This window comes from Novosphingobium ovatum (assembly GCF_009909235.1).
GTDB lineage: Bacteria > Pseudomonadota > Alphaproteobacteria > Sphingomonadales > Sphingomonadaceae > Novosphingobium > Novosphingobium ovatum.
The window spans coordinates 168,226-194,234 of the sequence record NZ_JAAAPO010000005.1 but is presented as its reverse complement, the minus strand read 5'-3'; the positions used below and the strand labels follow the sequence as shown (position 1 = coordinate 194,234).

Sequence of the window (26,009 nt, the reverse complement as noted above, 5' to 3'; positions counted from 1 at the left end):
GCGTAGCGGATGAAGGCCGGGAGTTGGGCTAATTGGGGGCGATTGCAACCGCCACCTTCTTGTCTGCTCCTGGCTGGTCCGATCATCAGGGATGGACAGCGTGGCGACGCGCGGCCGCCACGCGCATGTTCAACTGACCAGTGATGCCTCAATCGCGATGCGAATCGCCTCTGACGTGTGGTTGGCGCCCATTTTGGTCAACATATTGGCGCGATGGATTTCGACCGTTCGCGGGCTGATCGACAGTTTCTCGCCGATCATCCGGTTCGACAGGCCCCCGGCCACACCGGCCAGCACCTCGCGCTCGCGCTTGGTCAGGCGGTCGACGCGGCTTCGGGCCAGCGCCTCGCGCAGCTTGGTGCTGCCAAACACCTCGGCCTTCTCCTCGGCACTGCGGATCAGGCTGGTGATCTCGTCCCCGGAAAAGGGCCAGGCGATATAGTCGATCGCCCCGTCAAGCACGGCACGCACCACCTGTCGCGTGTTGGGTTCCTGGGCAAAGCCGATGACCGGCAGCCATTGGCCCAGCCGTCCCATCTGGGTCAGCAGTGTGCCGATGGCGCGTCCGTCATCATGCACCAGCAGCAGCCCGTTCTTGGGCCAGCGGCTGATCAGTTCTGAAGCATCCTCGAACGGTTCGACGTGGATACCGCTGCCGGCAAGGCAGTGTGAGATAGCTGCGCGTCGGCGGACATCACCATCGACGAGGAAAAGGCTGGTCATGCTATTCAAGGCTTGGTCCCCCTGGTCCAATGGTTAATGCTTAGCAACAAGTGCGTAGCATTTGACCTTCAGATGTCTCCGTTTCGGGGGTACCCTGAACTGATGCGCTGACGAGATAAGAAAAGATTATGTATTAACCCGTAGTAAAAGCATCGGCGTTGCCGAGTTAGTGAAGTCTTAATAATTTATCTTGTTGTTTGCAGTAATCTTTTGTCCTTGATGAAAGGATCAATCGATTTCCCATTTTGGACCATACTTGAAAAGAAAATCGTGTTTGTCGTCGTGTTTGCGCCGACGCGCGCCGCAAAATTTCCTCAAATCGCCACGGAGTGTTGATGTAACGATTGGGGACTGCCTGCGCCTTACAGTTTGGCTTGTCACGGGCCAACGGCCGGTGCGTCTGCGGACAACAGCACGCGCCTTGCCGCAAGTTGGCGCCGGGGCGGCTGTTCAGGCCCGCGAAATGCTTTCAGCGATATCAATAAAGTCCTGCCGAACCTGTGATATCACCACGGGATCAAAGTTCAGCACCCCGTCCAGCACCGCGCGGCGGGCGGCGGTGTACATATGCAGCAATGCGTCGGCCACCGGGCCATCGCCTGACACGCCCATCTGCAACGCCGTCAGAGCCGAAAGCGCGCGGGTCAGGGCCTGGCTTTTCATCGCATTGTCGCGGCGTTCCTGGGCCAGCAGCGCGCTGCCCAGTGATCCGATCAATTGTTCGTAACATACCGCCAGCAATTCGCGGGGATTGGCGCCCGACACGCGGGCGTCAAAGTCGATGCGGCGATAGACCAGGGTGGGATTGCGCCCTGCCAGCATGGCTCAATCCTCCTTAGCTACTGGTTTTATTCCACGCCGCGATCTGGTTCTTCAGATAGGACAGCGTGGAGTTGAAGGTGGCGACGGCCGCGTTCGAGGCCGAATATTGGGTGATCAACCGTTCGCGCAATTTGGTTTCCTGTGTCGAAAGGTTGGTTTGTTGTGCCGCCACGCGTGTTTGCAGCGCGGTGTAGCGCGTGATCGATCCGGCCAGCGAACTGCTGTCCGAACTGGTGGTCAGGCTGCTGACGGTCGAGAACACCGTGGCATAGACGCCATGGATGCCCTTGGTGAACATGGCTGCGACGGCGCTGGTGTTGCTGCTCAGCGCGCTGGCCAGCTTGGCCGTATCCAGCGAGAAGCTGCCATCACGATTGGTTTTCAGTCCCAGATCGGCCAGCGTGGCCGGCTCGCCGGTGGCCGCGTTGGGCATGATCGTCGTGCCCGCCAGAGCCGAGAACGCGCGTTTCATCGTCTTGATCCCGGCGTCGCCGTTCAGATGGCCGGTGTCGGCCGATCCCACGGTGTTCATTTCGGTCACCAGACTGTTCAGCGCGCTGACCAGATTGGTCATCGTCGTGGTGATGCTGCTGGACGGGTCGGAATAGGTGACTGTCGTCGGGCTGCCGATGTTGGTGCCCGTCAGTTTCAGCGAGAGGCCGGGGGCGGCGCTATCGATCGTGTTGGTGGTGGCGGTGCGGCTGATGCCGTCCAGCTTGTAGGCGGCATCGGTCGAGCTTTGCGCCCGCGTCACCACGCCGCCGGTCGCCCCCGAATAGGCCATGGTCGCCACCGAATAGGCGCTGGTCGAGCTGCCATCATCGGTGTTGTTGGCGGTGATGGTAAAGGCCTTGGCCGCGCCCTCGGTGCCCTTCATCACGATCTGCACGCCATCAGCGTTGGTCGCCAGATAGGCGGTGACGCCCATGTTGGCGTTGTTGATCTTGCTGACGATCGAGCTGACCGTGTCGCCATCGGCAACCGTCAGCGTGTTGGTCGAGGTGGGCGTGCCCAGCGTGGCCCCCGTGAAGGTGCCAAAGCTGAAGGTCAGCGTGCCCGGTTTCAGCGTCGAGGTGGCGCTGGTGAAGGTGCCGGTGGTCAGCACCTGCGGCTTGGCCAATTGCGTCACTTCCAGCGTATAGCTGCCCTTGGTGCCCGAGCTGCCCGTAGGCAGGCTGGCGGTGGCGACATTGCTGTTGGTGACGGTGGGCGCGGGCAGCAGCCCGCCGCTGTCGATCAGACTGGAGAGCGAGGAGGAGAGCGAGAGCAGGTCGCTTTTCAACTGCCCCGCCTCGGAAATCTGCAATTTGAGGTTGGAGAGGCGGGTGGTTACCGCATCGTTCTGCGCGGCATATTCGGCCGTGGCGATGTTGGTCGCCATTTCGGTCATGTCGATGCCGGTCCCCACCCCCAGCGAGGTCAGCAGCTTCGACCCGACCGAGGCACTGCTGGTGCTGGTCGTCGTCGTGGTCGTGGTGCTCGACGTGGAGGAGGTGGTGGTGCTCATGATATCTAGGACGGCTTTCGTGGCGGGGGGTTAAGGCGGGGGCTGCGGTAAATCACGCATGGGTGTTCAGGCGAGCCCGGATGGTGGCGGGGGCGGGGGCGGCACGGTCTCGCGGTTGTCTGGATCGGGGCGGCCCTCGGCGTCAAAGCGCATCTCGGTGGGCACGTCGACATCAGGGGCGGGGCGGGCCTCGCCACGGGTCAGCGCCATGACAAAGGCCAGCACGGCGGCCACCGCCATGTAGAGTTCCTCGCGGATCTGCTGATTTTCGCGCGTGGTGTAATACAGCGCACGGGCAAGGCCGGGATATTCCAGCACCGGCAATCCCTTTTCCCCCGCCAGCTCGCGGATCGCCAGCGCGCGCTCGCCACGCCCGCGCGCCAGCACCACCGGCGCCGGGGCCAGATCGGGGTCATAGGCGATGGCGATGGCGAAATGGGTGGGGTTGGTGACGACAAATTGCGCGTTCTTCATCGCGCCGGCCACCGCGCTCATCGCCACCTGACGCATGCGGCTTTTCTGCGCGCCCTTGGCCTCGGGGCTGCCTTCCTGCTGCTTGTGCTCCTCGCGGATTTCCTCCAGCGACATGCGCAGGCGCTGCATCCGGCGGAACCACTGGATGGGAAAATCGGCCAGCGCGATCACCACCAGCCCCGCGCCCAATTGGTACAGCAGCGAGAGGAAGGCCTCCCACGCAAAGTCCAGCTGCCCGGCCAATTGCGTGCCGTTCAGCTCCATCAGCGCCTCCAGCCGTGAACGCGCCCAGGCAAAGCCGATCGAGCCTAGTAGCGCGAGTTTGAGCAGGCCCTTGCCCACCTCGATCCAGCCGTTCATGCCGAACATGCGCTGCAACCCGTTCATCGGGTTCAGCCGCCCGCCCTTGGGTATCAGATTGTGCGGCACGAACCGGCCCGGCCCGGCCATCGCCAATTGCGTGATCAGCGTGATCAGGATCACGCCAAAGCCCAGCCCCAGAATGGGGGGGGCGATTTCCGCGCCGATCGCAAACAGCAGGCGAGCGGGGTTGAAGTCCTCCAGATCGCCGCGTTCCCATTGCAGGCACAGGCGCATGGCGCGCTCCATGCTGTGGAATGTCCAAGGCCCGGCGATCTGGAAAAAGGCCGCGCCGATGAGGATGCTGCCCGCCACGCCCAGTTCGCGGCTGCGCAGGACGTCGCCTTTCTTGACGGCCTCCTCGATCCGTTTGGGGGTTGGGGCGTGGGTCTTTTCACCACCTTCGGCCATGGCGCGCTCCTATCGCACCAGCAGGCTGCCGCTGGCCGATATGGCGTCCGCGGTCAGCCCCACCATCCGGTCAGAGATCATCGGCGCGCTGACCACCAACGCGACTATGCCGCCGATGATCCCCGCCGGCAGGCCCAGCGAAAACAGGTTCAGCGCCGGGGCCGAGCGCGAGAGCACCCCCGCCAGCGTCTGGATCAGGAACAGCACCAAGACCACCGGCACCGCCATCACCACCGCCGTCACCAGCATCGAGGTGGCAAAAGAGACGATCGTCAGGAACTTGTCCGGCCCGAACGCGCCCAGCACCTGGCCGGGTGGAAAGGCGGTATAGCTTTTGACCAGCAGGCCGATCCATTGCAGATGCGCCCCCAGACCAAAGAACACCAGCGTCAGCATCACCCCGAAATATTGCCCCAGCGCGGGCGACTGGCGGCCGTTTTGCGGATCGACCGTGGCGGCCAGACTCATGCCCATGGCCCCGCCCATCAGTTCGGCCGCGATTGTTGGCGCGGCAAAGGCGAATTGCAGGACAAAGCCCAGCGCGGTGCCGATCAGCACTTCGCCCATGATGGCCAGAAAGCCGGGCAGCGAGAACAGGTTGGGCAGCGCCGGGATCGGTACCCAATTGGCCACCAGCAGCGCGATGGCGGCGGCCGTGATCACCCGGATCTGGGCCGAGACATTGGCCGTGCCGAAAAAGGGCGCGGCCACCAATGCCGCGCCGATGCGGGTCATCAGAAACACCCAGCGCCAGAATTCGGCCTCCAGCGGACCAAAGCCGAAATCAAGCGCGATCACCGCCCAGCCTCTGTGCCCAGACGGGCGATGGCGGCAAAGATGTCTTTGGTGAAATCGCCGATCAGCCCCATCATGCTGGCGCCAAACAGCACCAGCACCAGCGCCGTCACGATCAGTTTGGGGATAAAGGTCAGCGTCTGTTCATTGACCGATGTCGCCGCCTGCAACACCGAGATCACCAACCCTACTGCCAGGGTGGCCAACAGCACCGGCGCGGCGCACAGCATCGCGATCCACAGCATCCGGTCGGCCAGCGCCAGCATCGGGGTGATATCGTCCATTGCCTGTCTCCGCCTAACCGAAACTGGCCGCCAGGCTGCCCATCAACAGCGCCCAGCCATCGACCATCACAAACAGCAACAGCTTGAACGGCATCGAGACAATCGCCGGGCTCATCATCATCATGCCCAGGCTCATCAGGGTGGAGGACACCACCAGATCGATCACCAGAAACGGCAGATACAGCATGAAGCCGATCTGGAACGCGGTTTTCAACTCGGACGTGACAAAGGCGGGCAGCAGGATCGAGAAGGGCACATCCTCTGGCCGGTCAAAGCCGGGGCGTTTGGCCATGTCGACAAACATCGCCAGATCGGCCTTGCGCGTTTGGCGCATCATGAAATGGTGGAATTCCGCGCCCGCCGCGCCGATCGCCTGTTGCGAGTTGATCTGCCCGGCCGAATAGGGGGCGATGGCGGTCTGGTTCACCTTGTCCAGCGTTGGCGACATGACAAACAGCGAGAGGAACAGTGCCAGCCCGATCAGCACCTGATTGGGGGGCGATTGCTGTAAACCCATGGCTTGCCGCAGGATGGAAAACACCACCAGAATGCGGGTAAAGCTGGTCATCATCAGGATCAGGCTGGGCAGGATCGTCAGCAGACCCATCAGGATCAGGATCTGCAGTGACAGCGTCATGCCGCCGCCCGGCCCGCCGTTCATCGCGCCAAAGGCGCGGTCCAGCGCGCCCGGAATGGCCGATCCACCGGCAGGCGCGGGCGGGATCTGGGCCTGCGCCCATGCCGTGGCGGGCATGGCCCACGCCCCCAATGCCGCGATCAGTCGAAGCGGGCGGATCATTTCTGCATCGCCTTCAGTGTTTGCAAAAAGCTGGTCCTGGCGGCCGGATCGGTGGCGGGCACCTCCGGCTCACGCGGGCGGGCGGGGGCTTCGGCCAGACGGGTCAGCCCGTTGCGCCCGGTAGAGACCAGAATCTCGCGCCCGTGGAATTCCAGCACCGCCAGTTTCAGCGTGGGCGATAGCATCACCGTCTCGACAATTCGCACCGAGCGCGTCGCGCCCTGCCCCATGAAGCGGCCCTGCAGATGCTTGGACAGTTTCAGGCTGCCCCAGATCAGGCCGCCAATCAGCGGCAAGAGCACAACCAGCTTGATGATGTACCACAGCATCAGTCGATGTCGCCCAGATCCATCGCGCCTACATCGGCGGCGGCGCGGCCCTCGTCGGGGTCGTTTTCGGCACCGGCCATCTCGACGATGCGCAGGCCGAAACGGTTGCCCTGCGTGACGATCTCGCCTTTGGCGATGATCTTGCCGTTGACCATTACGTCCAGCAATTCATCGGTCAGGCGGTCCAGCATGACGATGCTCTCCTCGCCCAGGCTGAGCACATCCTTCAGCTTCATTTCGGTGCGGCCCAGTTCGACCGACAGGCGCACATCCACATCCTTCAGGAAATCGAACCCCCGCGTGGGGAAACCTGTGAAACTCATGATTGGCTCCTGCTGTTGGCAAAGGCAGAGGTGATCTGGATGGCCATGCGGTCATCCATCGTGCCGATCGCGCCATGGGCGATGGTTGCATCCCCCACCCGCAGCGGCACCTGACGCGCCACCGCCACCGGCAGGATTTGCCCCGGCGCCAGCGACGCGATCGCGGAAAAGGGAATGGTCATGTCGACCAGCACAGCCGCAACCGGGAGCGGTACATCGCCGAACGGGCGCTCCAGCGGGTTGGCCAGAGTGTGGCGGACATTGTTCAGCGTCACGCCTTCGGCATCGACATGGCCGAACAGGCGGGCCAGCGTGCCCATCGGCATGGCAAAGGTCATCAGCCAGGGCAGCACCCCGCCATCATCGACCTCCATGGTCAGCATCGCCAGCACCTGCTCGGCCGGAAAGGGGGCCAGCATCGGCAGGCTGGAATCGCGGCGCATGGCGATGATTGCGGGCACATCGCTGTTGGCCACGCGACCGCTGGTGGCGGCGCAGGCCGTGGTCAGGTGATCGCCCAGCAGCATTTCCAGCCGCGCGATCATCAATTCGGCCGCCATGGGGAATGTGTCAGGCAGGGGGGCGGGGGCCTCACCCTTGCCGCCAAAGGCGCGGTCGACAATGCGCAGCACCGGCTCGGCCTCGATCGAGACCAGCATCGGGGTCGAGGGATCCCCCACCGCCAGCAGGCTGTTGGCGGCCAGTTTGGCCGTCGAACGGGTGATCGATTCAATGTCGCTTTCGCGTGGGGTGGTGCATTGCACCACTGGCGCCTCGCCACCCAGCATCGGGGCCAGCGCGCCCGACAGGCGGCGGGCCAGACGCTCACCCATGCGGGCCAGCAGCGGCAACAGCTCGTCCTTGCCCGGCCCCTTGCGCAACAGTTCGGGGCAGTGCTGGGCCAAGGCGCGTTCGGCGATGAACTGGCGTTGGGGCTTCATGGGCGTGCTTTGCGTGCAGGAGTGGGGCGGTGGGGCGTCACTGAACGATCAGGCTCTTGAAATAGACGTTGTCGACGCCGCCAAAGCCTTCTTCCTCGGTCAGGACGTGGTTGATCGCGGCGGTCAGGCGCTTGCGCATCTTTTCCTTGCCCTCGATCGAGTGGATCTCCTCCTCGGGCGTGTCGGCCAGCACGGCCAGAATCTCGGATCGCATGGCCAGCTCGTGCTTTTTCAACCACATGATGACGCGCCCGTCGCGGCGGGTGGAACAGGCCACCGACACCTGAATCAGCGCGGTCGATTCCTTGAGGTTCGAGGTAAAGTCGTCCTTGAAGTTGAAATAGGTCGTCTTGTACGGGCTGCCGCCTTCGCCCTCGACTTCCTTGGCGCCTTCCTCGCCGCCATGGCCGCCGCCCTCGCCTTTGGGGGCATAGGGGTCTTCCTCGCCCTTCTTGATCAGCTTGGGCAGGTCGGGTTCGTGCGTCTTGGCCTCGCCCCCGCCGATCACGCCCATCTTGACCAGCGCAAAGGCGCCACCGCCGCCCACCGCCAGCATCAGCACGGCGGTAATGAGGATCATCATCATCGGGCTTTTGCCCTTTTTGGGGGCGTCTTCGGTTTCGGGCTTGTCCTTGCTCATCTGCGGTCTCTCATCATGCGGGGTGTGGGCGGCGGGTCAGACCCGCAAAAAGGGGTCAGGCAAAAATGCCGCTGTCATCCTGTGCGGTGGCCGAGGCGGCGGCGGTGCGGCCCGGATCAATCGTCGGCGCGGCAGCCTGACGGGGCTGGCCCTGCGGGTTCTGGCTCTGGCCGTTCCCGCCCTGCCCCTGCCCGGTCAATCCGGTGCCGTGCTGGCCAGAGCTGCTCTGGGGCTGGCCTTGGCTGTTGCTCTGGCCGCGCGGTTGATCGCCGGTCTGGCCGCCATTGTTCTGCCCGGCCGCTGCGCCTTCGGCCGCCGCGATGGTCTGGCCGCTGCGGTTCAGAGCGGCCTGCGCGGTGGGCGCGAAATCGGGATCGGCGCTGCGCAGGGACACGCTGACGTGGTCCTCGTCCTGCGTCAGGGCGATCGAGACGCGGCCAAATTCGGCATGGCTGATCGCGGTGTGCAGTTGCGCGGCCGTGCCGGTCCCGGCCAAAGCGGTGCGCGCGGCCGCGCGGGTTTCGACCAGCCGGTCGACCAGAGCGGCCATGTCCGGGCCGGTGTTGTCGGTCGCACTGACCGGTTGAAGGGTGGCGGCACCACTCGTCGAGCTGAGTGGGGTAGCATCGGCGAGGGTGCCAGCCGACACCGCTTGCGGGATCGGGGTGGAGTGATCCTGCGTTGCGGTGCCATCCGTGGTCGAATGGGGGACCAACGGATTCGAAGAGGTTTGTCCGGTCGGCGTGGCCGGGCGGCTGGCGGCGGCGGCGGCGCGGGCGGGGGCGGCGGGGGCCGTGTGTAGGGGCTGCGCCGGGGTGACATCTACTGGCGCGGCGCTCTCGCCATCGGTCAGCACACTAGCGGTGACGGCGGGGCCTTGGGGCGCGGGGGCGGCAGGGGCGGCATCGGCGCGCAGCGGGGCCGCGCTGCTGACCACTGGCGCGCCGCGTTGCACGATGGCGGCGGCGGGGCGCTGGGGCTGTTGGGCGGTCGCCGCGCCGGTTTGGGTCACAGCCGCCTGCGCCGCGATCATCTGCGCGGTCGAGCTTTGCACCACAGGGGGCGCGGCAGGCGCGGGTGGCGGCGTCTGGCTGGTGGCGACAAGGGCGGGCATTACCATCGCCATGTCGATCAGCGACGCGGCCGTGGTGTCGGTGCTGGCCGGGCTGAGATCGCTGGCCAGCGCGGCTTCGGCCGATGGGTCGGTGCCCTCGCTTGATGTGTCGGCGCGCGGGCCGCGTGCGGCCAAACCGGCAAGCGGCGGCAACAGCTTTGCCGGCAACGGCAAAATATTGCCGGTCTGCGGCAAATCGGCGTTGCCGTCAGGTGCGGCGGGGATCGTGGTCAGGCCGGAGTCGGCCGAGCCGCTGTCCAGCGGCGCTACCGGTGCCACGGGTGCCAAACTGCCAGCGCCCACCGGCAAAGCGGGGGGCAGCAGGGCATTGGTGGCATTGCCCTGTTGCGACAAAACCGCCAGAAATCCGGCATCCGCGCCATTGCTGGCGGGCAAGCCATCGGCCGGGCCGCCCAAACCGATCATGCCGATCACGCCCATCATGCCGCCTCCACTGGCGGCCGTCGCGGACGAGAACAGATCAGTCATGGGCTAGGCTCCGTTGCTGGCGGGTTGATCCAGTCAGAGAGGTTAAGCAGGAGCCGTGCCAAATCGGGAAGCGCGGGCCGCACATGACGAAAATCAGGCGTTTGGACCTGTGCCATCGGTCGAGCCGCCGCTCTTGGCACCATCGCGCGGGGTGCGCCCGGTCAGCGGGGCATATTGCGATTTTGCGGCGATCTGGCGGGCTTGCGCCGTGGCGCGTTCCTCGACGGCGGCGCGGCGGCGTTCGGCGGCGGCCAGATCCTGCTGGCGCTTGTCGGCGATGGCGGCGGCGCGTTCGGCATCAGCCTGTGTCGTCGCGCGAATGCCCTGCAAACCGGCGGCAAAGCGCCCCATGCGCGAGAGTTCGGCGCCTGTCGCCATGTCGGTGCGGCTGGCGTAGTCATTGGCGAGCTGGCCGGTGCGGGTGGCCAGCGTCTGCAATTGCGACAGGGTGCTTTCGGCGCGGGCGGCCTCGGTCACGGCCACCTGTTTGGCGATGGCGCGCACCTTTTCCAGCCGTTGCAGCCGCTTCAGCTTGGCGCGTTCGGCCTTCATCCTATGCGGCCGTCGGCTGCATCAGGCTGGCCAGTTGCAGGATGCTTTGTTCCAGCGTGACGATATTGCCGCCTTCCTGCGTCAGGAAACCGACCAGCGCGGGGTGCATGGCAATCGCCCGGTCCAGTTGCGGATCGGCACCCGCGCGATAGGCCCCCATCAGCACCAGATCACGGTTCGCTTCATAAGCGGCGATCAGGGCGCGGAATTCGCGGGCCAGGCGCTGGTGCTCCTTGCCGGTGATGTCGGTCATCACGCGCGACAAAGAGGCGGCGATGTCGATGGCCGGATATTGTCCGCGCTGGGCCAGATCGCGCGACAGGACGATGTGGCCGTCCAGAATCGAGCGGGCCGTGTCCACCACCGGATCATCCTGTGAATCGCCGTCGGCCAGCACGGTATACAGCCCCGTGATCGACCCGCCGCTTTGCGCCGAATTGCCCGCGCGTTCGACCAGTTTGGTGATCGTGGCCAGCGCCGAAGGGGGATAGCCGCGCGCCGCGCCCGGTTCGCCCAGCAACAGGCCGATCTCGCGCCCGGCGTGCGCCACGCGGGTCAGCGAATCCATGATCAGGCACACCTTGCGCCCCTGCGCGCGGAAATATTCGGCCATGCTGGTGGCCAGCATCGCCCCGCGAATGCGCAGGTTGGGCGCGTGGTCGGCCGGAACGGCGATGACGGCGGTGGTGGCGCGCTTCTTGCCCGCCATGTGCCGTTCGACAAAGTCGGACACTTCGCGGGCGCGTTCGCCGATCAGCCCGACGACGACGATATCCGCGCTGGCGCCATGGGCGATCATGTCCAGCAGCACCGATTTGCCCACGCCCGATCCGGCCATGATGCCAATGCGTTGCCCCACGCCAAAGGTGGTGATGGCGTTCAGCGCCCGCACGCCGGTGTCAAAGGAGTGGCGCACCGGGCTGCGGTCCAGCGCGCCCGCGCGCACGCCGCCCGCCGGCCACAGCGCGCGCGGATGCAGCGGGCCAAGGCCGTCGATCGGGTGGCCCTCGCCATCGACGGCGCGGCCCAGAAAAGCTTCGCCCACAGGCAGCATGCCGGGTTTGCCCACCGGCCGCACCCGCGCGCCGGGGCGCAGCATTACCGTATCGCCCAGCAGCATCATCAGTGTGCGTCCATTGCGGAAACCGATGACTTCGGCCGCCAGACTGCGTTCGCCCTGTCGCGCGTTGCGGCCATGGGTGATGCGGCACAAGGCACCCACCGGCACCGACAGGCCTGTTACCTCCAGCAAGCCGCCATCGCAGGCCACCACCACGCCATAGCGATGCGGGGTGATGTCAACGCGGGCCTGCGCCATATCGGTCAACAGGTCGTCAAACAGGTGCAGCATTATTCGATCCCGCCGATATCCAGCGCCTCGGCGATGGCGCGGCGCCATTGGGCGGGGCCATCCTCGACGCCGCCGCCTTCCTGTCCGCGGCTGCCGGCCTCGACGCGGATGGCGCCACGGCCCAGCGCCGGATCGGGGACATAGGTCCAGTCGGGCGGCAACAGCGCCTGTACCAGCGCGAGATCATCAGGATGCAGGCGGATCACTGTTTCATCGTCGGCGCGGGCGAACATTGCCACGGCACGTTCGACACGGGCAGCCAGCGCATCGCGGTCCAGCGCCAGCGGGGCCAGCGTGGCCTCACACAATGCCACCACCGTGTCCAGCAGGCGCTGGCGCAGCATTTCGGCCATTTCGGCATCGATCCGGGCAAAGGACAGGCGCAACTTGTCGCGCAGCGCGTCATCTTCCATCGCCTGTTGGTGCGAGGCCAGGGTCGCATCGGAAAACCCCTGCGCATAGCCTTCTTCATGCGCCTGGGTCAGAGGGTCTGGGGCGGGGGCAATGTCAGGCTGAGTCTGGGGCTCGGGCTGCGCGGCGGTGGGCGCGGCTGCGGGCGCGGTCTGTCCCATCGTCAGCGCGGCAAAGGGAATGTGCGCGTCATCGGGAGGCGGTCCAAACAAGGGCACAAACCGCGTGTCGCGGGCAAAACCGGCGGCCGGGCGATCGGTTAGCGCCGACAGGTCATTGCTGGCCCGAGGCACCGCGCCGCGCCGCGCCGGTCGGCCCGAATCGGTGGCCAGATCAGACATAATCGTCGTCGCCGCCCGCGCCGAACGCGATCACGCCTTCGGCCGCCAGGCGCCGGGCGATGGCAACGATCTGCTTTTGCGCCTCGATCACATCGGCCATCTTCAGTCGGCCACGACCGGCGATTTCGTCCTTGATGCCATCGGCGGCGCGGCTGGACATGGCGGCAAAGAACACGCCGCGCTGTTCTTCGGGCGTGCCCTTCAGGGCGTTGATCAGAATGTCGCTCTCCACTTCGCGCAGCAGCGAACCCATCGATTTGGAATCCAGCGCAAACAGGTGCTCGAACTTGAACATCTCGTTCTCGATCGCCTTGGCCAGATTCTTGTCCATCTTGGTGATCTCGGGCATGACCCGCTTCTCGACCACCTTGCCGCTGCTGTTGATAAGGTCGGCCGCCGGTTTGGCGCCGCCCATGGCCAACATGCCCTTGCCGTGGAACTGGGCGATCTTGCGGCTCAGCAGCTCTTCCAGCATGCCCATCGCTTCGGGCAGGACGGGGCCCATGGTGGCGACGCGGTGGACGACCTGCGTTTGCGCCTCGGGCGGCAGCGAGTGCAGCACCTGAGCGGCCACTTCGGGTTCCAGCTGGATCAACAGCACGGCAATCGCCTGAGGGTGTTCGCCGCGCACCAGCGGGACAATGGCCGATGGGTTTAGCCAGCGGATGATTTCCAGCCCACTGGCGGCGGGCGCATCGGGGATGATGCGCTCCATCAGGTTATCGGCCTTGACTGGTCCGATGGCGGTTTTCATCAGGGCGTGGACGCGGTCGATCCGGCCATGCGCGTTGATTCCCAGCTTTTCTGTGCGCGCGGCAAAGCCTTCGACGGCCTGCACGATGGCATCGGGGCCGATATCGCCCAGCGCGCACATCTTTTCGCCCAGCAGCTGCAATTCGGCCGGGCCCAATTGTTGCAGGACGCGGCTGGCCTGTTCATCGCCCAGCACCATCACCAGCACAGCGGCCGCATCGGCATCGCTGAGCGGCGGCAGATCATCGTCAGACGGGGTGAGGGCGTCGATTTGGCTCATGGCAGGGGCGTTTCCGTGGGGCGGGGGTTATGATGAGGCGGCCGGATCGGCGGCGGGGGGCTGCAACATTTCGCGCAGGGCAATCACCGCGTTGTCAGGCTTCTGCATGACGATCTGTTGCGCGCGGCTGACGTGTTGGCCCAACAGTTCGGCGTCGATCGGGCGCGGCGGTTCGGCCTGCGGGGTGGCGTCCGGCGCGGCGGCGTCCCCTTCGCCCTCGATCAGGGCGGGGGCGGGCGCGCCCTCGGTCTCGGCCTCGGTGGTGGCTGCGGTCGCTGCGGCGGGTTTGGGCGGGTCGCCCTTGATCGCCTTGACCACCGGGCGCACACCCAGCAACAGCACCATCAGCGTGCCCAGCAACAGCGCGCCATAATGCAGCGCCTGACCAAACCACGGGGCCTCGTAAAAGGGGATCTTTTCGGCGGGGGGCGCGTCAAAGGCGCGCACCACCACGGTCACCTGGTCACCGCGCGCGGGATCGGCCCCGACGGCCGACGAGACAAGTTGCTTGATCTGGTCGATATCGGCCTGTTTGGCCTGTGCCATGGCGGATTTGGACAGGGCGACGGCCACCGTCAGCCGCTTGATCCGGCCGGGGCTGCGGTTTGAAACCGCCACTTCGCGGCCCAGCTCGAAATTGCGTGTGGCGCTGCTTTCGGTGGCGGTGGGGACGGTGGGGCCGGGCGTTGCGCCCGGCGTGGGGGCCGCGCCCGGTGCGGCTGGCGCCGCCGGAACGGGCGTTGCGGCGGCGGGCGGAATGTTTGACGTGACGCCGGGCACGCCGGCGGGGGCGCCGGCCTGCGGCTGGCTGGACTGCGCCTGTTGTTCGCTGCGCAGCACGCCCTGTTTGTCATATGTCTCGCGGGCAGAGGTGATCTGGTCCATGTCCAGCTCCACCTGCACCTCGCTGGTGAAATTCGCTTCGCCGAGCATGGGGGATAGCAGCGCGGACACCTGCCCTTGCAGCTTTTCCTCCAGCCGGCCCTGAATTTCCAGGCGGTCATCGCCCTGCGCCGCCCCGCCCTGACTGAGCAGGCGGCCACGGTGGTCCACCACCTTGACCGCGTCAGGCGACAGGCCGGGAACCGATCCGGCAACCAGGTTGACGATCGCCTGTACCTGTCCCTGCGACAACTGGCGGCCATCGACCAACCGCACCATGACCGATGCCGAAGGCGCGATCTGTTCGCGCACGAACACCGATTTCTGCCCTTCGGCGATATGGACGCGCACCGATTGGACGCCCTCGATCTCCTTGATCGACAGCATCAATTCGCGTTCGCGCGCGGCGCGCAGACGTTCATCTTCCAGCGCGCGGCTGGCGCCGATAGGCAATTGGTTCAAACTGTCGCTGGCCGTGTCGGGCATGGTCAACGACCCGGTCTGGGCCACCACCATGCGCGCCCTGTACACATTGGCCTCGTCCACCGTCAGCGCGCCGGTGGCGGTGTCGATTGTGTAACCGATCTTGGCCTTGTCCAGCGCGTCGACCACACTGGCGCGTTCGCCATCGTCCAGACGGCCGTAAAGCACGCGTTGGGGGGCGGGGGACAGGCTGTTCCATGCCAGCGCGCCCGCGCCCAGAATGGCCACACCTGCAAACCACGGCAGCGCCTTTTTCACCGGGGGCTGTGACAGGAACGCGCCCGCGCGCGCCATGGCTGGCCCACCTGCCGGATCGGTCAGCGGCGCCAGCAGGGAGCCACGGGCGGGCTCGGCGGCGGCACCGGCGGGGACAAGCTCGGCCATCTAGATCATACCCCGAATTTCATGATGTCCTGATAGGCGGACAGCAATTTGTTGCGAACCTGAAGGGTGGCTTCAAAGCCGACAGAGGCTTCCTGACGGGCCAGCATCACCTTGGCGATGTCCTGCGTTTGCCCGGTTTCATAGGCGTTGGTCAGCGCTTCGGCCTGTTTCTGCGTGGCGTTGACCTTGTTCAGCGCGCCTTCGACCGCATTGCCAAAGCCGCCCTGCGCCGTTCCTTGCGCGGGGGCAGCTTGCGGCGCATGGACCTGTTGCAGCACTTGCGAGCGCTCGATGATCTGTTGGCGCAACTGCATGATGTCACGCATATTGCTTGCGCCACCAACGCCAAGGCCCCCAATGCCTCCCACGCTGCTCATCTACGGCCTCCTGCCGCCACGGCGATTCCGGCCTCGCGGAAGGAGGCCAGACGATAGCGCAGCGTGCGTTCCGAAATGCCCAGCGCGCGCGCGGCCGCCAGACGGTTGCCACCACAGGCGGCCAGCGTTTCCAGAATGGCCTTGGCCTCGCTCACCTGCACGATATTGGCCAGACGGCGCCCGCCAGTGGTTTCTGCGGCGGCATGCGACATCGGCGTGATCGCGGCGGGGAGGTCGGCGCCCACCAGGCGGGCGGGACTGTCAAACTGGATGTGTTCGGGGCGGATCTCGTGGCCGCTGGCGCCGGGCTGGTTTTCGGCCAGCAGCAGGGCGCGGCGGATGACATTTTCCAGCTCGCGGACATTGCCCGGCCAGCCATGCATGCGCAGCATCACCAGAGCGGCATCGCTCAGCCAGGGGATCGGCTTGCCCACGGGCGTGTGGCGCAGCACCAGCGCAAAGGCGAGCGGCGCGATATCCTCGGCCCGCTCACGCAGCGGGCGCAGCGACAGGGGGAAAACGTTCAGCCGATAGAATAGGTCGGCGCGGAAACGGCCCTCGGCGACTTCGGTCGGAAGGTCGCGGTTGGCCGCGGCAATGACGCGCACGTCGATCCGGACGGGCTGGGTCGAACCGATTGGCACCACCTCGCCCTCCTGCAGCGTGCGCAGCAGCTTGGCTTGCAGTGCCAGCGGCATTTCGGCGATCTCGTCCAGCAGCAGTGTGCCGCCATGGGCAGCGCGGAAAAAGCCTTCGTTGGCCTGTGCCGCGCCGGTGAACGCGCCCTTGGTGTGGCCGAACAGCAGCGCCTCCAGCATGGCTTCGGGCATGGCGGCGCAGTTGACCGCGACGAACGGCTCCTTGGCGCGGGGGCTGTGTTCATGGATGAAACGGCTCAGCACTTCCTTGCCGGTGCCGGTAGGGCCGCCGATCAGCACGGGAATGTCGCTGGCGGCCAGACGTTCGGCCAGCGCCAGCACCGAAAGGCTTTCGGGATCGGCCGCGATCGGATCTCCGGCGGGCGTGGCACAGGCCAGCAGGGCCGCCAGCGCGCTTTCCGATGCCGGGTCGGCATAGGTCAGGGCATAGCGGGCCGTGACCGGGCCGCGCATGGTGCCACGCGGCTGTCCCGCGTTCAGACGGCTGAGCGCGCTGGTCTCGGCGCGGGCCAGCATGATGTCGGCCAAGGGCAAAGGCGTTGCGTCGGACACAGGGCTGGCGGGATGGCGGGCGTCGCTGATGCGCACCTCGTCCTGCCGGCCCAAAGCGGCGATCACGGCCAGCGCCCGTTGGGCGAGCGGTGCGTGGGCCCGGGCCAGGGCGGTGTCGAACTCGAACTGCTGCATGGTGTCGAAACTTCCCGAAGGCTGCATTGCTTTCGAGACGATTATGGGGGGGGCACGTCAAAGGAGGCGGAAAATTAAGTCCCCGGTAAAACCCGTATTTTTGCATTCTTTTTGCGGGTGTTTGACGGGCAATCAGCAGCGAGTGGCCCGTTCCAGCGGAACATAGACGGAATATGGTAAATATCCGGTTGCTCCCGAATCAGAAGCGGCTGTTCCTCCCGCAAGCCTTATACGCGCGTGATTCGCGCCCGCTCTCGCACACGTGACGCGCAGGCGTGGCCATGCGGGGGCGGGCGGGCGTGATGCGGGGGCGCGCGCCGGGCCTGTCTGATCGGGGTGTGGCAGAGGGCGCCGGAGGACGACAGCACCACCCAATGCGGCCCATCATTGGTTAGCGCGGGTAAACCATGTTGGGTGGTTTGCGGGCGGGCGTCAGGCGTCTGGCCCGCGTCCTCCGTTTGCCCGGGCAAATGGCCCCTTGTGACGCCTTTGAAAAATTCCGCCCTTAAAAATCCCCGCCACCTTCCGCCCTAGTGGATGGCAGCCAGGTCGGATGGGCCGACAGGCTGGCACCTCGGGATTACGAACGGGAGTAGACCATGACTGTCATCAACACCAACGTGAACGCCCTCCAGGCGACCAATGCTTCGAACAGCGCCGCCAACATGACTTCGCAGGCCATGACCCGCCTGTCGACCGGCAAGCGCATCAACTCGGCTGCCGACGATGCCGCGGGCCTGGCCATCGCCACCTCGATGACCAGCCAGATCAACGGCATGAATCAGGGCATCAAGAACGCCAACGACGGCATCTCGCTGGCTCAGACGGCGCAGGGTTCGCTGGACGAAGTCACCAACATGCTGCAGCGCGTTCGTGAGCTGTCGGTCCAGTCGTCTTCGGCCACCTACCAGGATCGTGACCGCTCGGACATGAACCAGGAAGTGACCTCGCTGAAGAACCAGATCACCAGCATTTTGAGCAACACCAAGTTCAACGGCAACGCGCTGTTTGGCACTTCGGGTTCGGGTTCGTCGGGCGCCGTCAGCTTCACCATTCAGGCGGGTGCGAACGCCACCGACACCGTGACGCTGACCTCGAACGGCATTGACTGGGACAACCAGAAGACCAGCCTCGATGTTTCGGACTCGGGCAGCGCCAGCGCCGCCATCGCGGTGGTCGATACGCTGCTGCAACAGGTTTCGACGACGGCGGCCGGTTTGGGCGCAGGCCAGAACCAGTTGCAGTCGGCGGTGAACAACCTGACCGCGAACGTCACCAACCTGTCGGCCGCACGCAGCCGTATTCAGGACACCGACTATTCGGCGGAATCGACGTCCATGGCCAAGGCCCAGATCCTCTCGCAGGCATCGACCGCGATGATCGCTCAGGCCAACCAGAGCCAGCAGAACGTGCTGAGCCTGCTGAAGTAAGCCTCTCCCTCCGGTCGGGCCGCCACACAGGCAGCCCGGCCGGAACGGCCCCGGCCCGGCGCGGCAATCGCGTGTCGGGCCAGAGCCGCATCTACTGGTCACGTGTGTTTGCAGTCCCGAGGAAAGGTGGACGGGAACAGCGCGGCGCAAGGCATATGGCATCAGGGCAGCCCATGTCCGCCATCCCTGCCCCGCAGCGCCCCCGTCCACCGATCCCTCTGGTCACCGGCGACACGACCACCGCGCCTCTGGCGCGATCCGCCAACAAACCGACGACGCGCCGCAGGTGGGCCATGGTTCGCCCCTTGTCCGCAACATCATCGTTGGCTTCCTTATGATCCGTACCGCCGGTGTCGCCACCGGCACACACAGCAAACCGGGCGAAGGATCCTTCGCCCGGTTGCCTGCATTTTCACGATCTGGATCATGTGACCGGCGGGGCGGACCCCGCCACGTGTTACGCCTGTGTGCCAAAGGCCGCGACCGCCGCCGCATTGGCATCCTGCGCGCCCGCGCGCCATGTGACCGGGCGGAACACCACCAACAGCGTCATCGCCGTATTGTCCCCCCGTTCGGGCGGGTTGATCAGGGCAAAGCCGGTTTCGCGCTGGCAATGCCACAGATTGGCCGATACCTGTTCGATCCCGTCCAGAATGGGGTGCAGTGGCACTTCGCGCTGCCATGTGTCGTGCATGTTGTTCAGATGTTCGGCCGAAGGCATCGCCGACACGCTATAAATCTCCATCCAGTCGAACACCGCGCCAAACTGGATCGCGGCGGTAAAGCGGCAATCGCTGATCGGGATGCACAGCGTGTGGAAACCGTCATGTGTGGGCATGGCGTTCAGCCGGGTTTGCACCACTTCCTGACCATTGGAATAGATCGTGGGCACCATGATCCCGCCATTGATGAAATCGCTGACCGTCAGGCCCAGCGCAAAGCGGTTATAGGTCAGATGGGTCAGCCGCGTTGGCAGCCCCTGATTGGCGATTTCGGCCGACAGGAACATGCGCCGCACGCCTTTTTGGTAGAACATGCCCTGCTGGCGCAGACCGCGCTCGGCAATGGCGGAGTCAAACAGGGCGACTTTCTCGTCTGTGCCCAGATTGACGTCATGTTCAAAGCTGGAGAACACCCCCAACTCATAAGGCAGCGGCAGGAACATCAGCCGCATGATCGAGGCCGCGTTGGCGCGCCGCCATTGGGTGATTTCGTCAGGGCGCTGTGCGCGGATGATATGGCCTGCGTGGCTTTCGGCGAAATGGGCACAGCCCTGCTGGCAGGCTTCGCGCACCGCGCTTTGCGTCTGCTTGATGTCGTTGGTCTTGCGGATTGGTTTGCCGTTTTCGTAATAGTCGATGACCGAACCGATGCCGGTGGTGCACATTTGCTCGACCACGGCGATATTGCTGGTCATCGCGTTCAGCGCGCGCATGTCATAATGCGGCGTGTCGAAATAGCCCGCCTTGTCCAGCCCGCTGAATTCCGTTTCGCGCAGCACCAGATAGCGGCCCGCGACCTGCACCTTCAGCGCCTTGGCCAACAAGGCGTCGATGTTGTTCTGGACCGAGCCGTTATAGCCCAGATCGATCAGCATCAGCGTGTCGCCCGCCTCGGGTCGGACGGCCTGGCGCACATGGGTGACGATGCGGTCGGCCATGCGGCGGGCGGCTTTGTGGATGAACTTGCGCGTGGAGGGTTGGTTCAGATGGCGACGCAGCGCAACGGTGCCTTCCAGCGGCGGGACATTGGCGGTCAGGCGGCGCACGTCAGCTTCGGGCAGCATCACCTGCCGGGCCAGAACATCGGGCATCGTGCCCAGATTGACGCCGATATAGTCATCGATCGCCTTGTTGTCGGAGAAGGTGGCCGCAGTGGAGGTAAAGCGGCTGATTTCGACCTGATGTACCGTATCGTCGGGGCAGCGGGCCTGATGCACCACCATCGGCAAATAGCCATCGCGCATCAGGAACAGCCAGTGGACGCGGCCACCATGTCGGGCCTGCAACGCCTTGGCTTCCTGCTCCAGCCAGCGGTCAAAGCCGGTGAACACCGGCCCCAGCACGGCATAGCCGAAATGCTGTGCCTTATCGGTCAATTGCGGCGACCAATGCGCCACCGCCGCCCGGTGCGGCTGGGGCGAGATCAGCTCGCTGTCATTCGGGCATAGCATCGAATCGACGCAGGACTCCAGCCGCAGCTGCTGCTCGATGTCGGCGCCAAACTGTTTCAGGTGCAGCGTGTGCACGCCAAAGGGCATCACGCCCTTGACGTCGGCGCCATGGTTGTCGCCCAGATGCAGGATCGTCGTGGCCGGCAGCTTCAGCGTGTCCAGCACATGCTGATACAGCCCGGCCGCCTTGGGCTTGCGCCAGTGGGACGAGACGAACACATCATCGATCAGCGCGGCCACATCATCGCCCGCCGCCCGCGCGATCAATTCGCGCAGCATGGCTTCGTCCAGATAGGTGTCCGAGACGATGATGACCCGCATCCCCCGCGCCTTGGCCCGGCGCATCAGTTCGACCGTGGGGGCAAAGGCGAAACAGTGCTGCGCCTCGGCGTCCAGCTCGGCGCGGATGGCGGCCTGACGCTCCTGCGCATCGGCGTTGGGCATCAACAGCTGATAGATCTCGTCGATCGGCACATCTTGCCCCCGCCCGCTGAGCGAGGAGGCGCGGCGGGCGTTGTGTTCGGCCCGGCCGCGCTGCATCGTCGTCACTTGCGGCAGCACCGAGAACAGATGCACCGGCGCATGACAGTCGCGCCACAACAGCGTGTCGAAACAGTCGAGGCTGAGTACGGTGCAATCGCCAAAAGCCACCAGCGCGTCGGGCAATTGATGTGGCAACACCTCGGTCGGGCGCTGCACCGGGGGCGCGGGCGGCGGGATCAGCGCGTTGGCGGCCACGCTGCCGGGCAGGCCGGGCAACACGGTCAGCCCACTGGGCGCGGGGGTGAGGGGGGCAAAAGCGGCAGGGGCGATCGGCGCGGTCATGGTGACGATCCTGTCCAGAAAACCAAAGGGTCTGGGCGGGGACCGAACGCCCCCGACCGTTCATGGACAAGACGTAAGCAATCAAGGTGAAGGCTTGGCTGTAAGGGGTATACGTGTTTGCCGCAGGCGTTAATGATGCCCCCCACCGCCATGCGCCGCCGCCGCAGGGGCGGGCACGGGGCGTGCGGGCGGCGCTGGCGGTGGCGCGCCATGGGCGCCGGCCGGAGCGGGCTTTTCGGGCGCAGGCTTTTCCGGTTCGGGTTTTTCGCCGGGGCGCGGCGGCGGCGGGCCGCCATCGGTGTTCATCAGGATCGACATGCGCCGGTTGCGCGCGTCGGCCGGATCATCGCCCACCAGCGGCTCGCGGTCGGCCACGCCCTCGATCCGCTTGAACCTGGTTTCCCCCACGCCCGAACGGATCAGCGCCTGCCGCGTGGCCTCTGCCCGGCCGGCCGAGAGTGACCAGTTGTTGACGCCTGCCCCCGTCGCGCCGTCGCCGCCACGGTATTTCAGCCCGTCGGTGTGGCCGCGGATCACCAGATCGCCTTGCTCGTCCCTGATCACCGCGCCGATGGCGTGCATCAGTTCGACTGCATCAGGCGTCAATACCGTCGTGCCCAGTTGGAACATCGAGAAATTCGCGTCATCCACCATGTCGATGCGGATGCCATCAGGGGTGGCGGTAATCTTCAGGATGCGGGCCAGACGCTTCAGCCGCTCGCTGGCGCTCATGCGCTGTTGCAGCTTTTGCGTCACGGTCGAGACCTTCTTGACGTTGCTGCCGCCTTCCTTGGGCCCGCCGGTGGTGTCGCGCGGAATGGTCATGGCGCGGGTGCCGGTTTGCCCGGCACGGTGCGGATATTTGTCGGCATCGGTCAGCGAGCTGCCGCCCAGCATGCCATTGGACCCGGCGCTTTCCTGGCGCATCTTGACCAGTGTCGGGGTGAAATAGTCGGCGATGCCCTTGCGCTGTTTTTCGGTCGTGGCGCCCAGCAGCCACATCAGCAGAAAGAACGCCATCATTGCCGTCACAAAGTCGGCATAGGCCACCTTCCACGCGCCGCCATGGTGGCCGGCGGCGACCACGGTGATCTTCTTGACGATGATCGGCGCAGGGATCTCCTGCTTGCCGGCCTTTTTCGGCGGAGCCATGGCGATGTGTCCCCGTTACCGGCCGCGCAATGCGTCAAGCAGTTCGGACAGGCCGGGGCGGTAATCGTGGCTCAGCCCGGAACGCGCGCTTTCGACCACCAGCGGCTGGGGCCAGCCGTGCAGCGAGGCGATGATCACCTGCTTGACGCAGTGAAAGATCTGCGCGTCGGCCTCGTTCACCTGTTGCAGGCGGCTGGCCATGGGGCCCACGATGCCATAGGCCATCATCACGCCCATGAACGTGCCCACCAGCGCCGAACCGATCATCGCACCCAGCACGCTGGGCGGCTTGTCGATCGAGCCCATGGTCTTGATCACGCCCAACACCGCAGCCACGATGCCCAGCGCGGGCAAGGCATCCCCCAGCCCCTGGATCGCATGCTGTGGGTGTTCCAGCGCGGTCATGTGGGTCTTGATGGCATTGTCCATCACATCCTCGACGGCGGTCACTTCCAACGTGCCCGACGACACCACGATCAGCGTCAGCGTGTCACAGATCAGGTCGATCAGCTCGTGATTGGCCAGCAGGCGCGGATATTCGGCAAAGATGGGCGAGGACTTGGGGTCTTGCACATGGCTTTCCATCGCCACCGGGCCTTCGGTGCGCAGCAGCTTCATCAGCTTGGTGGTCAGGGCGATGACGTCGATGTGGTCCTGCTTGTTGTGCTTGGGGCCCTTGAACACCTTGCCGAAACCGCCGCCCAGCGCCTTTAGCCCGTGCATGTCGTTGCCGATGATCAGCGCGGCGATGCCCGCCCCGCCGATGGTGGCCATTTCATGCGGGATCGCCTCGAACACCGGGCCGAGCGCGCCGCCGGTCATGGCGAACACGCCAAACACCGCGACGAAAAGGACGACCATGCCAATACCAGCAAACATCTGTACAAATCCCCCGGAACGCCGCTTTGGCGGATTTCCTCATCCATGTGCTCTGCCTGCCGCTCCCGTCGCGGCGGGGCAGGGTGTTTAGTTCAACATCGAAAACAGGCTGAGGTTGGCCAGTTTGACAAAGCTGGACTGGCTGGCCTCGAGCACGGTCATCGTTTCCTGCAGGCGGGCGATGGCGCTGGTCATGTCGGTGCCGCCAATGTCGCTCTGCTGATTTTCGCGCAGGGTTTTCATCTGGGTCTGCATCGTTTCGGTGGTGTTCACCCATGCCAGCCGCGCGCCGATGACCGTTTGTGCGGTGGTGATGGAATCCATCCCGCTGTTCAGTTGTGTCAGCGCTGCATTTGCCGCGCTTGCCAGCGCGCTGGTGCCGGTGGTGGACCCGCCACTGCCCGCCGCCAGCGTGTCGCCCAGTGCCTTGATCGCGTTGAGGAGGTTGGTCGACGAGCTGCCAGATCCTGTCGTGAGGAATTCGGGCCCGGTGATCCCGGCCGTAACCGACAGCCCCGGCCCCAGTGTCAGGTCGGGCGCGCTGCCGGTGCCGTCATACTTGACCGTTCCGTCGGCGTTGTAGCTATAGGCCTGTCCGGTGCCCTGACCGCCAAACAGCGCGTGGCCGTAACTGTCGGTGGTGTTGGCCAGATTGACCAAATTTTGGTAATAGCCCTTCAGTTGGGTGCCGATCGCGGCGCGCTGGGTATCGTTCAGCGTGGCACTGGCGGCCTGCGTCGTCAGCGTCTGCACCTGCGAGAGGATGTCGGCAAATTCGCTCAGCACATCATCGGTCTGGGTCAGCTGCGTCTTGGCGACGGTGATGTTCGACGTGTCGGCCTCCGCCATGGTGTTGGCCAGCGAAAGCGTGCGCAACTGGGCGGCGGCTACCGCGTTTTCATAGGAATGCTGGACCTTCTCGCCGGTCGCGATCTGCGCCTGCAGCGTCTCGCTCTGCTTGCGCAGCGTGGTGAGATTGTTGATCGCCCTTTCGTAAAAGGCGCCCGTGCTCAGCGCGGTCATCGTACAGCTTCCTTCGTCACAGGTTCAGCAACTGGTCAAACAGGGACGAGGCGATCTGGATCACCTTGCCCGAAGCCTGAAAGGCCTGTTGATAGCGCACCAGATTGGCCGCTTCGGTATCCAGGTCGACGCCAGCCTCCTCGCTCAGCGCGGCTTTGGCGTTGGACGCGATCGAGCTGAGCGCGTCACGGGTGGTCGTGTTGCTGGCCACCGCTGCCGACAGGCTGAACAGCAAGTCGTTGGTGTCGCCCGCGATATTGGCGTCCGACAGCGCGGATTGCAGCGCGGTCAGGTTCGACACGTCCTTGCTGCCGGCCAGCGCCGTATTGGGCGCGGTGGCAATGCTGTCGCCAGATGTCATGGCGATGGTCATGCCGCCCGCACCAGAACCGCTGAACATGGCGGCGGCCGGCGTGTTGCCATTCAGATCGACACCGGCGGCCTGTTGGTCGTTGACGGTTTCCATCAACGTGTCGGCGATCGTGTCCAGCTTGGCGCGTGCGCTGGCCGCGGTGGTCAGCGCCTGTTGCTGCCCCGCAAGTGATCCGCCCGACAGCGTCAGCGTCTTGCCGCCCAGCGCATAGGTGATCGTGCCATCCGCGGCCGTCGCCATCGAGACTGTGTTGGCCCCGTTATTGTCCACCAGCATCTGTCCGGTGGCGCCGCCAATCTGCACCTGCACGGTGTTGTCCGATGCCACGGTGGTGGTAATGTCGGCATATTCGCTCATCTGCTGCAGGATCTTGTCCCGCTCGTCCAGCAAGGTGGCGTGGTTCGATTGCGGATCGTTGTCGGCGCGGATGCGGGTGTTCAGCACGGCCAGGCTTTGGGCCAGATCGTTCAAGCTGGTGACGTTGCCATCGGCCGAGAATTGCAGCCCTTGCGTGGCCGCATCCAGCGACTTGCTGGCCGTGTTGAAGCTTTGCGCCATGGTGCGCGCCGATTCCAGCAGGTTGGCCCGCAGCGAGGAATCGGTGGGATTGGCAGTCAGTTTTTGCGCGGCGGCCATGAAGCTGCTGATCGAATTGTAAACGTTCGACTGATCCAGCGCATCGCTGACATTGGTCAGGCCCGAAACCAGCGTGTCGGCGCGGGCCGAATCCGATCCGGTACGGCGCACTTCGGATTGCAGAAAGGCACTGACGTTGCGCGTGATGCCGGTGACGCGCACGCCATATTGCGACACCTCGCCAAAGGAGGCCCCCATGCCGGTCGAGGACAATTCGGACAGGTTGACCGAGCGCCGCACATAGCCGGTGGTATTGGCATTGGCGATATTCTGCGCGGTCACATCCAGCATCGCGCGGGCGGCGCGCGTGCCGCTGGCGGCGATGGTGATCATGTCCGTCGACATGG

25 protein-coding genes are annotated in these 26,009 nt (G+C 65.2%); 1 reads left to right on the top strand and 24 read right to left on the bottom strand.

The features are described 5' to 3' along the window. Positions 1 to 129: 129 nt before the first annotated feature. The 19 genes from GTZ99_RS13295 to GTZ99_RS13205 form a co-directional block, all read right to left on the bottom strand. A complete protein-coding gene (locus GTZ99_RS13295; protein WP_227711340.1) occupies positions 130 to 723 on the bottom strand; it encodes a response regulator transcription factor in 594 nt (197 codons plus the stop codon). Between the two features lie 450 nt (positions 724 to 1,173). Continuing rightward, positions 1,174 to 1,545 carry a flagellar protein FliS gene (locus GTZ99_RS13290; RefSeq protein WP_161719654.1) on the bottom strand — a complete coding sequence of 124 codons (372 nt, stop codon included), beginning with the start codon at positions 1,543 to 1,545 and terminating at the stop codon, positions 1,174 to 1,176. Positions 1,546 to 1,558: 13 nt separating this feature from the next. After that, the gene (gene fliD, locus GTZ99_RS13285; RefSeq protein ID WP_161719652.1) at positions 1,559 to 3,052 is read right to left on the bottom strand and encodes a flagellar filament capping protein FliD; all 1,494 of its coding nucleotides are present in this window, start codon (positions 3,050 to 3,052) and stop codon (positions 1,559 to 1,561) included. 66 nt (positions 3,053 to 3,118) lie between these two features. Continuing rightward, the gene (locus GTZ99_RS13280) at positions 3,119 to 4,297 is read right to left on the bottom strand and encodes an EscU/YscU/HrcU family type III secretion system export apparatus switch protein (RefSeq protein ID WP_161719650.1); all 1,179 of its coding nucleotides are present in this window, start codon (positions 4,295 to 4,297) and stop codon (positions 3,119 to 3,121) included. A gap of 9 nt (positions 4,298 to 4,306) precedes the next feature. After that, positions 4,307 to 5,095, bottom strand: a complete 789-nt coding sequence (locus GTZ99_RS13275) for a flagellar biosynthetic protein FliR (RefSeq protein ID WP_161719648.1) — start codon at positions 5,093 to 5,095, stop codon at positions 4,307 to 4,309. Then, complete coding sequence (gene fliQ, locus GTZ99_RS13270; protein ID WP_161719646.1) at positions 5,092 to 5,376, bottom strand: flagellar biosynthesis protein FliQ; 285 nt, start codon at positions 5,374 to 5,376, stop codon at positions 5,092 to 5,094. The genes GTZ99_RS13275 and fliQ overlap by 4 nt, the downstream gene beginning before the upstream one ends. A gap of 13 nt (positions 5,377 to 5,389) precedes the next feature. Then, positions 5,390 to 6,175 carry a flagellar type III secretion system pore protein FliP gene (fliP, locus tag GTZ99_RS13265; RefSeq protein ID WP_161719644.1) on the bottom strand — a complete coding sequence of 262 codons (786 nt, stop codon included), beginning with the start codon at positions 6,173 to 6,175 and terminating at the stop codon, positions 5,390 to 5,392. Then, on the bottom strand, positions 6,172 to 6,504 hold the full coding sequence (locus tag GTZ99_RS13260) for a flagellar biosynthetic protein FliO (RefSeq protein WP_161719642.1): 333 nt from the start codon (positions 6,502 to 6,504) through the stop codon (positions 6,172 to 6,174). The genes fliP and GTZ99_RS13260 overlap by 4 nt, the downstream gene beginning before the upstream one ends. Then, entirely contained in the window at positions 6,504 to 6,827 is a 324-nt protein-coding gene (fliN, locus tag GTZ99_RS13255) for a flagellar motor switch protein FliN (protein ID WP_161719640.1), read from the bottom strand. The genes GTZ99_RS13260 and fliN overlap by 1 nt, the downstream gene beginning before the upstream one ends. Continuing rightward, positions 6,824 to 7,768, bottom strand: coding sequence for a FliM/FliN family flagellar motor switch protein (locus GTZ99_RS13250; RefSeq protein WP_161719638.1), 945 nt, complete (start codon positions 7,766 to 7,768; stop codon positions 6,824 to 6,826). The genes fliN and GTZ99_RS13250 overlap by 4 nt, the downstream gene beginning before the upstream one ends. 37 nt (positions 7,769 to 7,805) lie before the next feature. Then, positions 7,806 to 8,408, bottom strand: a complete 603-nt coding sequence (locus GTZ99_RS13245) for a flagellar basal body-associated FliL family protein (RefSeq protein ID WP_161719636.1) — start codon at positions 8,406 to 8,408, stop codon at positions 7,806 to 7,808. 55 nt (positions 8,409 to 8,463) lie between these two features. Then, complete coding sequence (locus tag GTZ99_RS13240; RefSeq protein ID WP_161719634.1) at positions 8,464 to 10,011, bottom strand: hypothetical protein; 1,548 nt, start codon at positions 10,009 to 10,011, stop codon at positions 8,464 to 8,466. Between the two features lie 93 nt (positions 10,012 to 10,104). Continuing rightward, on the bottom strand, positions 10,105 to 10,563 hold the full coding sequence (locus GTZ99_RS13235) for a hypothetical protein (protein ID WP_161719633.1): 459 nt from the start codon (positions 10,561 to 10,563) through the stop codon (positions 10,105 to 10,107). A 1-nt stretch (position 10,564) separates the two neighbouring features. Continuing rightward, complete coding sequence (locus GTZ99_RS13230; protein WP_161719631.1) at positions 10,565 to 11,914, bottom strand: FliI/YscN family ATPase; 1,350 nt, start codon at positions 11,912 to 11,914, stop codon at positions 10,565 to 10,567. Next, entirely contained in the window at positions 11,914 to 12,666 is a 753-nt protein-coding gene (locus tag GTZ99_RS13225; protein ID WP_161719629.1) for a FliH/SctL family protein, read from the bottom strand. Before GTZ99_RS13225 ends, GTZ99_RS13230 begins: the two co-directional genes overlap by 1 nt. Further along, positions 12,659 to 13,699, bottom strand: coding sequence for a flagellar motor switch protein FliG (gene fliG / locus GTZ99_RS13220; RefSeq protein WP_161719626.1), 1,041 nt, complete (start codon positions 13,697 to 13,699; stop codon positions 12,659 to 12,661). The genes GTZ99_RS13225 and fliG overlap by 8 nt, the downstream gene beginning before the upstream one ends. A gap of 27 nt (positions 13,700 to 13,726) precedes the next feature. Continuing rightward, on the bottom strand, positions 13,727 to 15,448 hold the full coding sequence (fliF, locus tag GTZ99_RS13215; RefSeq protein ID WP_161719625.1) for a flagellar basal-body MS-ring/collar protein FliF: 1,722 nt from the start codon (positions 15,446 to 15,448) through the stop codon (positions 13,727 to 13,729). Between the two features lie 5 nt (positions 15,449 to 15,453). Further along, a complete protein-coding gene (gene fliE, locus GTZ99_RS13210; RefSeq protein WP_161719623.1) occupies positions 15,454 to 15,825 on the bottom strand; it encodes a flagellar hook-basal body complex protein FliE in 372 nt (123 codons plus the stop codon). Further along, on the bottom strand, positions 15,822 to 17,198 hold the full coding sequence (locus tag GTZ99_RS13205) for a sigma-54 interaction domain-containing protein (protein ID WP_227711339.1): 1,377 nt from the start codon (positions 17,196 to 17,198) through the stop codon (positions 15,822 to 15,824). The genes fliE and GTZ99_RS13205 overlap by 4 nt, the downstream gene beginning before the upstream one ends. Before the next feature lie 572 nt (positions 17,199 to 17,770). Here GTZ99_RS13205 and GTZ99_RS13200 point away from each other — a divergent pair. After that, entirely contained in the window at positions 17,771 to 18,601 is an 831-nt protein-coding gene (locus tag GTZ99_RS13200; RefSeq protein WP_161719621.1) for a flagellin N-terminal helical domain-containing protein, read from the top strand. 457 nt (positions 18,602 to 19,058) lie between these two features. On the opposite strand, the gene GTZ99_RS13195 is transcribed toward GTZ99_RS13200, so the two are convergent. From GTZ99_RS13195 to flgK, 5 genes are all read right to left on the bottom strand, one after another. Next, positions 19,059 to 21,599, bottom strand: a complete 2,541-nt coding sequence (locus tag GTZ99_RS13195; RefSeq protein ID WP_161719619.1) for an HAD family hydrolase — start codon at positions 21,597 to 21,599, stop codon at positions 19,059 to 19,061. Between the two features lie 129 nt (positions 21,600 to 21,728). Then, on the bottom strand, positions 21,729 to 22,751 hold the full coding sequence (locus tag GTZ99_RS13190; protein ID WP_161719617.1) for a flagellar motor protein MotB: 1,023 nt from the start codon (positions 22,749 to 22,751) through the stop codon (positions 21,729 to 21,731). A 15-nt stretch (positions 22,752 to 22,766) separates the two neighbouring features. Next, positions 22,767 to 23,630, bottom strand: coding sequence for a flagellar motor stator protein MotA (motA, locus tag GTZ99_RS13185; protein WP_161719615.1), 864 nt, complete (start codon positions 23,628 to 23,630; stop codon positions 22,767 to 22,769). An 87-nt stretch (positions 23,631 to 23,717) separates the two neighbouring features. After that, positions 23,718 to 24,653 carry a flagellin N-terminal helical domain-containing protein gene (locus tag GTZ99_RS13180; protein ID WP_161719613.1) on the bottom strand — a complete coding sequence of 312 codons (936 nt, stop codon included), beginning with the start codon at positions 24,651 to 24,653 and terminating at the stop codon, positions 23,718 to 23,720. 16 nt (positions 24,654 to 24,669) lie between these two features. Further along, positions 24,670 to 26,007: a flagellar hook-associated protein FlgK gene (flgK, locus tag GTZ99_RS13175; protein ID WP_161719611.1), complete on the bottom strand. Its 1,338-nt coding sequence runs from the start codon at positions 26,005 to 26,007 to the stop codon at positions 24,670 to 24,672. Positions 26,008 to 26,009: the final 2 nt, after the last annotated feature.

Coding starts and splice junctions, on each gene's coding strand:
- GTZ99_RS13295 (WP_227711340.1), bottom strand. CDS start 723: ATGACCAGCCTTTTCCTCGTCGATGGTGATGTCCGCCGACGCGCAGCT.
- GTZ99_RS13290 (WP_161719654.1), bottom strand. CDS start 1,545: ATGCTGGCAGGGCGCAATCCCACCCTGGTCTATCGCCGCATCGACTTT.
- fliD (WP_161719652.1), bottom strand. CDS start 3,052: ATGAGCACCACCACCTCCTCCACGTCGAGCACCACGACCACGACGACG.
- GTZ99_RS13280 (WP_161719650.1), bottom strand. CDS start 4,297: ATGGCCGAAGGTGGTGAAAAGACCCACGCCCCAACCCCCAAACGGATC.
- fliQ (WP_161719646.1), bottom strand. CDS start 5,376: ATGGACGATATCACCCCGATGCTGGCGCTGGCCGACCGGATGCTGTGG.
- fliP (WP_161719644.1), bottom strand. CDS start 6,175: ATGATCCGCCCGCTTCGACTGATCGCGGCATTGGGGGCGTGGGCCATG.
- GTZ99_RS13260 (WP_161719642.1), bottom strand. CDS start 6,504: ATGCTGTGGTACATCATCAAGCTGGTTGTGCTCTTGCCGCTGATTGGC.
- fliN (WP_161719640.1), bottom strand. CDS start 6,827: ATGAGTTTCACAGGTTTCCCCACGCGGGGGTTCGATTTCCTGAAGGAT.
- GTZ99_RS13250 (WP_161719638.1), bottom strand. CDS start 7,768: ATGAAGCCCCAACGCCAGTTCATCGCCGAACGCGCCTTGGCCCAGCAC.
- GTZ99_RS13245 (WP_161719636.1), bottom strand. CDS start 8,408: ATGAGCAAGGACAAGCCCGAAACCGAAGACGCCCCCAAAAAGGGCAAA.
- GTZ99_RS13240 (WP_161719634.1), bottom strand. CDS start 10,011: ATGACTGATCTGTTCTCGTCCGCGACGGCCGCCAGTGGAGGCGGCATG.
- GTZ99_RS13235 (WP_161719633.1), bottom strand. CDS start 10,563: ATGAAGGCCGAACGCGCCAAGCTGAAGCGGCTGCAACGGCTGGAAAAG.
- GTZ99_RS13230 (WP_161719631.1), bottom strand. CDS start 11,914: ATGCTGCACCTGTTTGACGACCTGTTGACCGATATGGCGCAGGCCCGC.
- GTZ99_RS13225 (WP_161719629.1), bottom strand. CDS start 12,666: ATGTCTGATCTGGCCACCGATTCGGGCCGACCGGCGCGGCGCGGCGCG.
- fliG (WP_161719626.1), bottom strand. CDS start 13,699: ATGAGCCAAATCGACGCCCTCACCCCGTCTGACGATGATCTGCCGCCG.
- fliF (WP_161719625.1), bottom strand. CDS start 15,448: ATGGCCGAGCTTGTCCCCGCCGGTGCCGCCGCCGAGCCCGCCCGTGGC.
- fliE (WP_161719623.1), bottom strand. CDS start 15,825: ATGAGCAGCGTGGGAGGCATTGGGGGCCTTGGCGTTGGTGGCGCAAGC.
- GTZ99_RS13205 (WP_227711339.1), bottom strand. CDS start 17,198: ATGCAGCCTTCGGGAAGTTTCGACACCATGCAGCAGTTCGAGTTCGAC.
- GTZ99_RS13200 (WP_161719621.1), top strand. CDS start 17,771: ATGACTGTCATCAACACCAACGTGAACGCCCTCCAGGCGACCAATGCT.
- GTZ99_RS13195 (WP_161719619.1), bottom strand. CDS start 21,599: ATGACCGCGCCGATCGCCCCTGCCGCTTTTGCCCCCCTCACCCCCGCG.
- GTZ99_RS13190 (WP_161719617.1), bottom strand. CDS start 22,751: ATGGCTCCGCCGAAAAAGGCCGGCAAGCAGGAGATCCCTGCGCCGATC.
- motA (WP_161719615.1), bottom strand. CDS start 23,630: ATGTTTGCTGGTATTGGCATGGTCGTCCTTTTCGTCGCGGTGTTTGGC.
- GTZ99_RS13180 (WP_161719613.1), bottom strand. CDS start 24,653: ATGACCGCGCTGAGCACGGGCGCCTTTTACGAAAGGGCGATCAACAAT.
- flgK (WP_161719611.1), bottom strand. CDS start 26,007: ATGTCGACGGACATGATCACCATCGCCGCCAGCGGCACGCGCGCCGCC.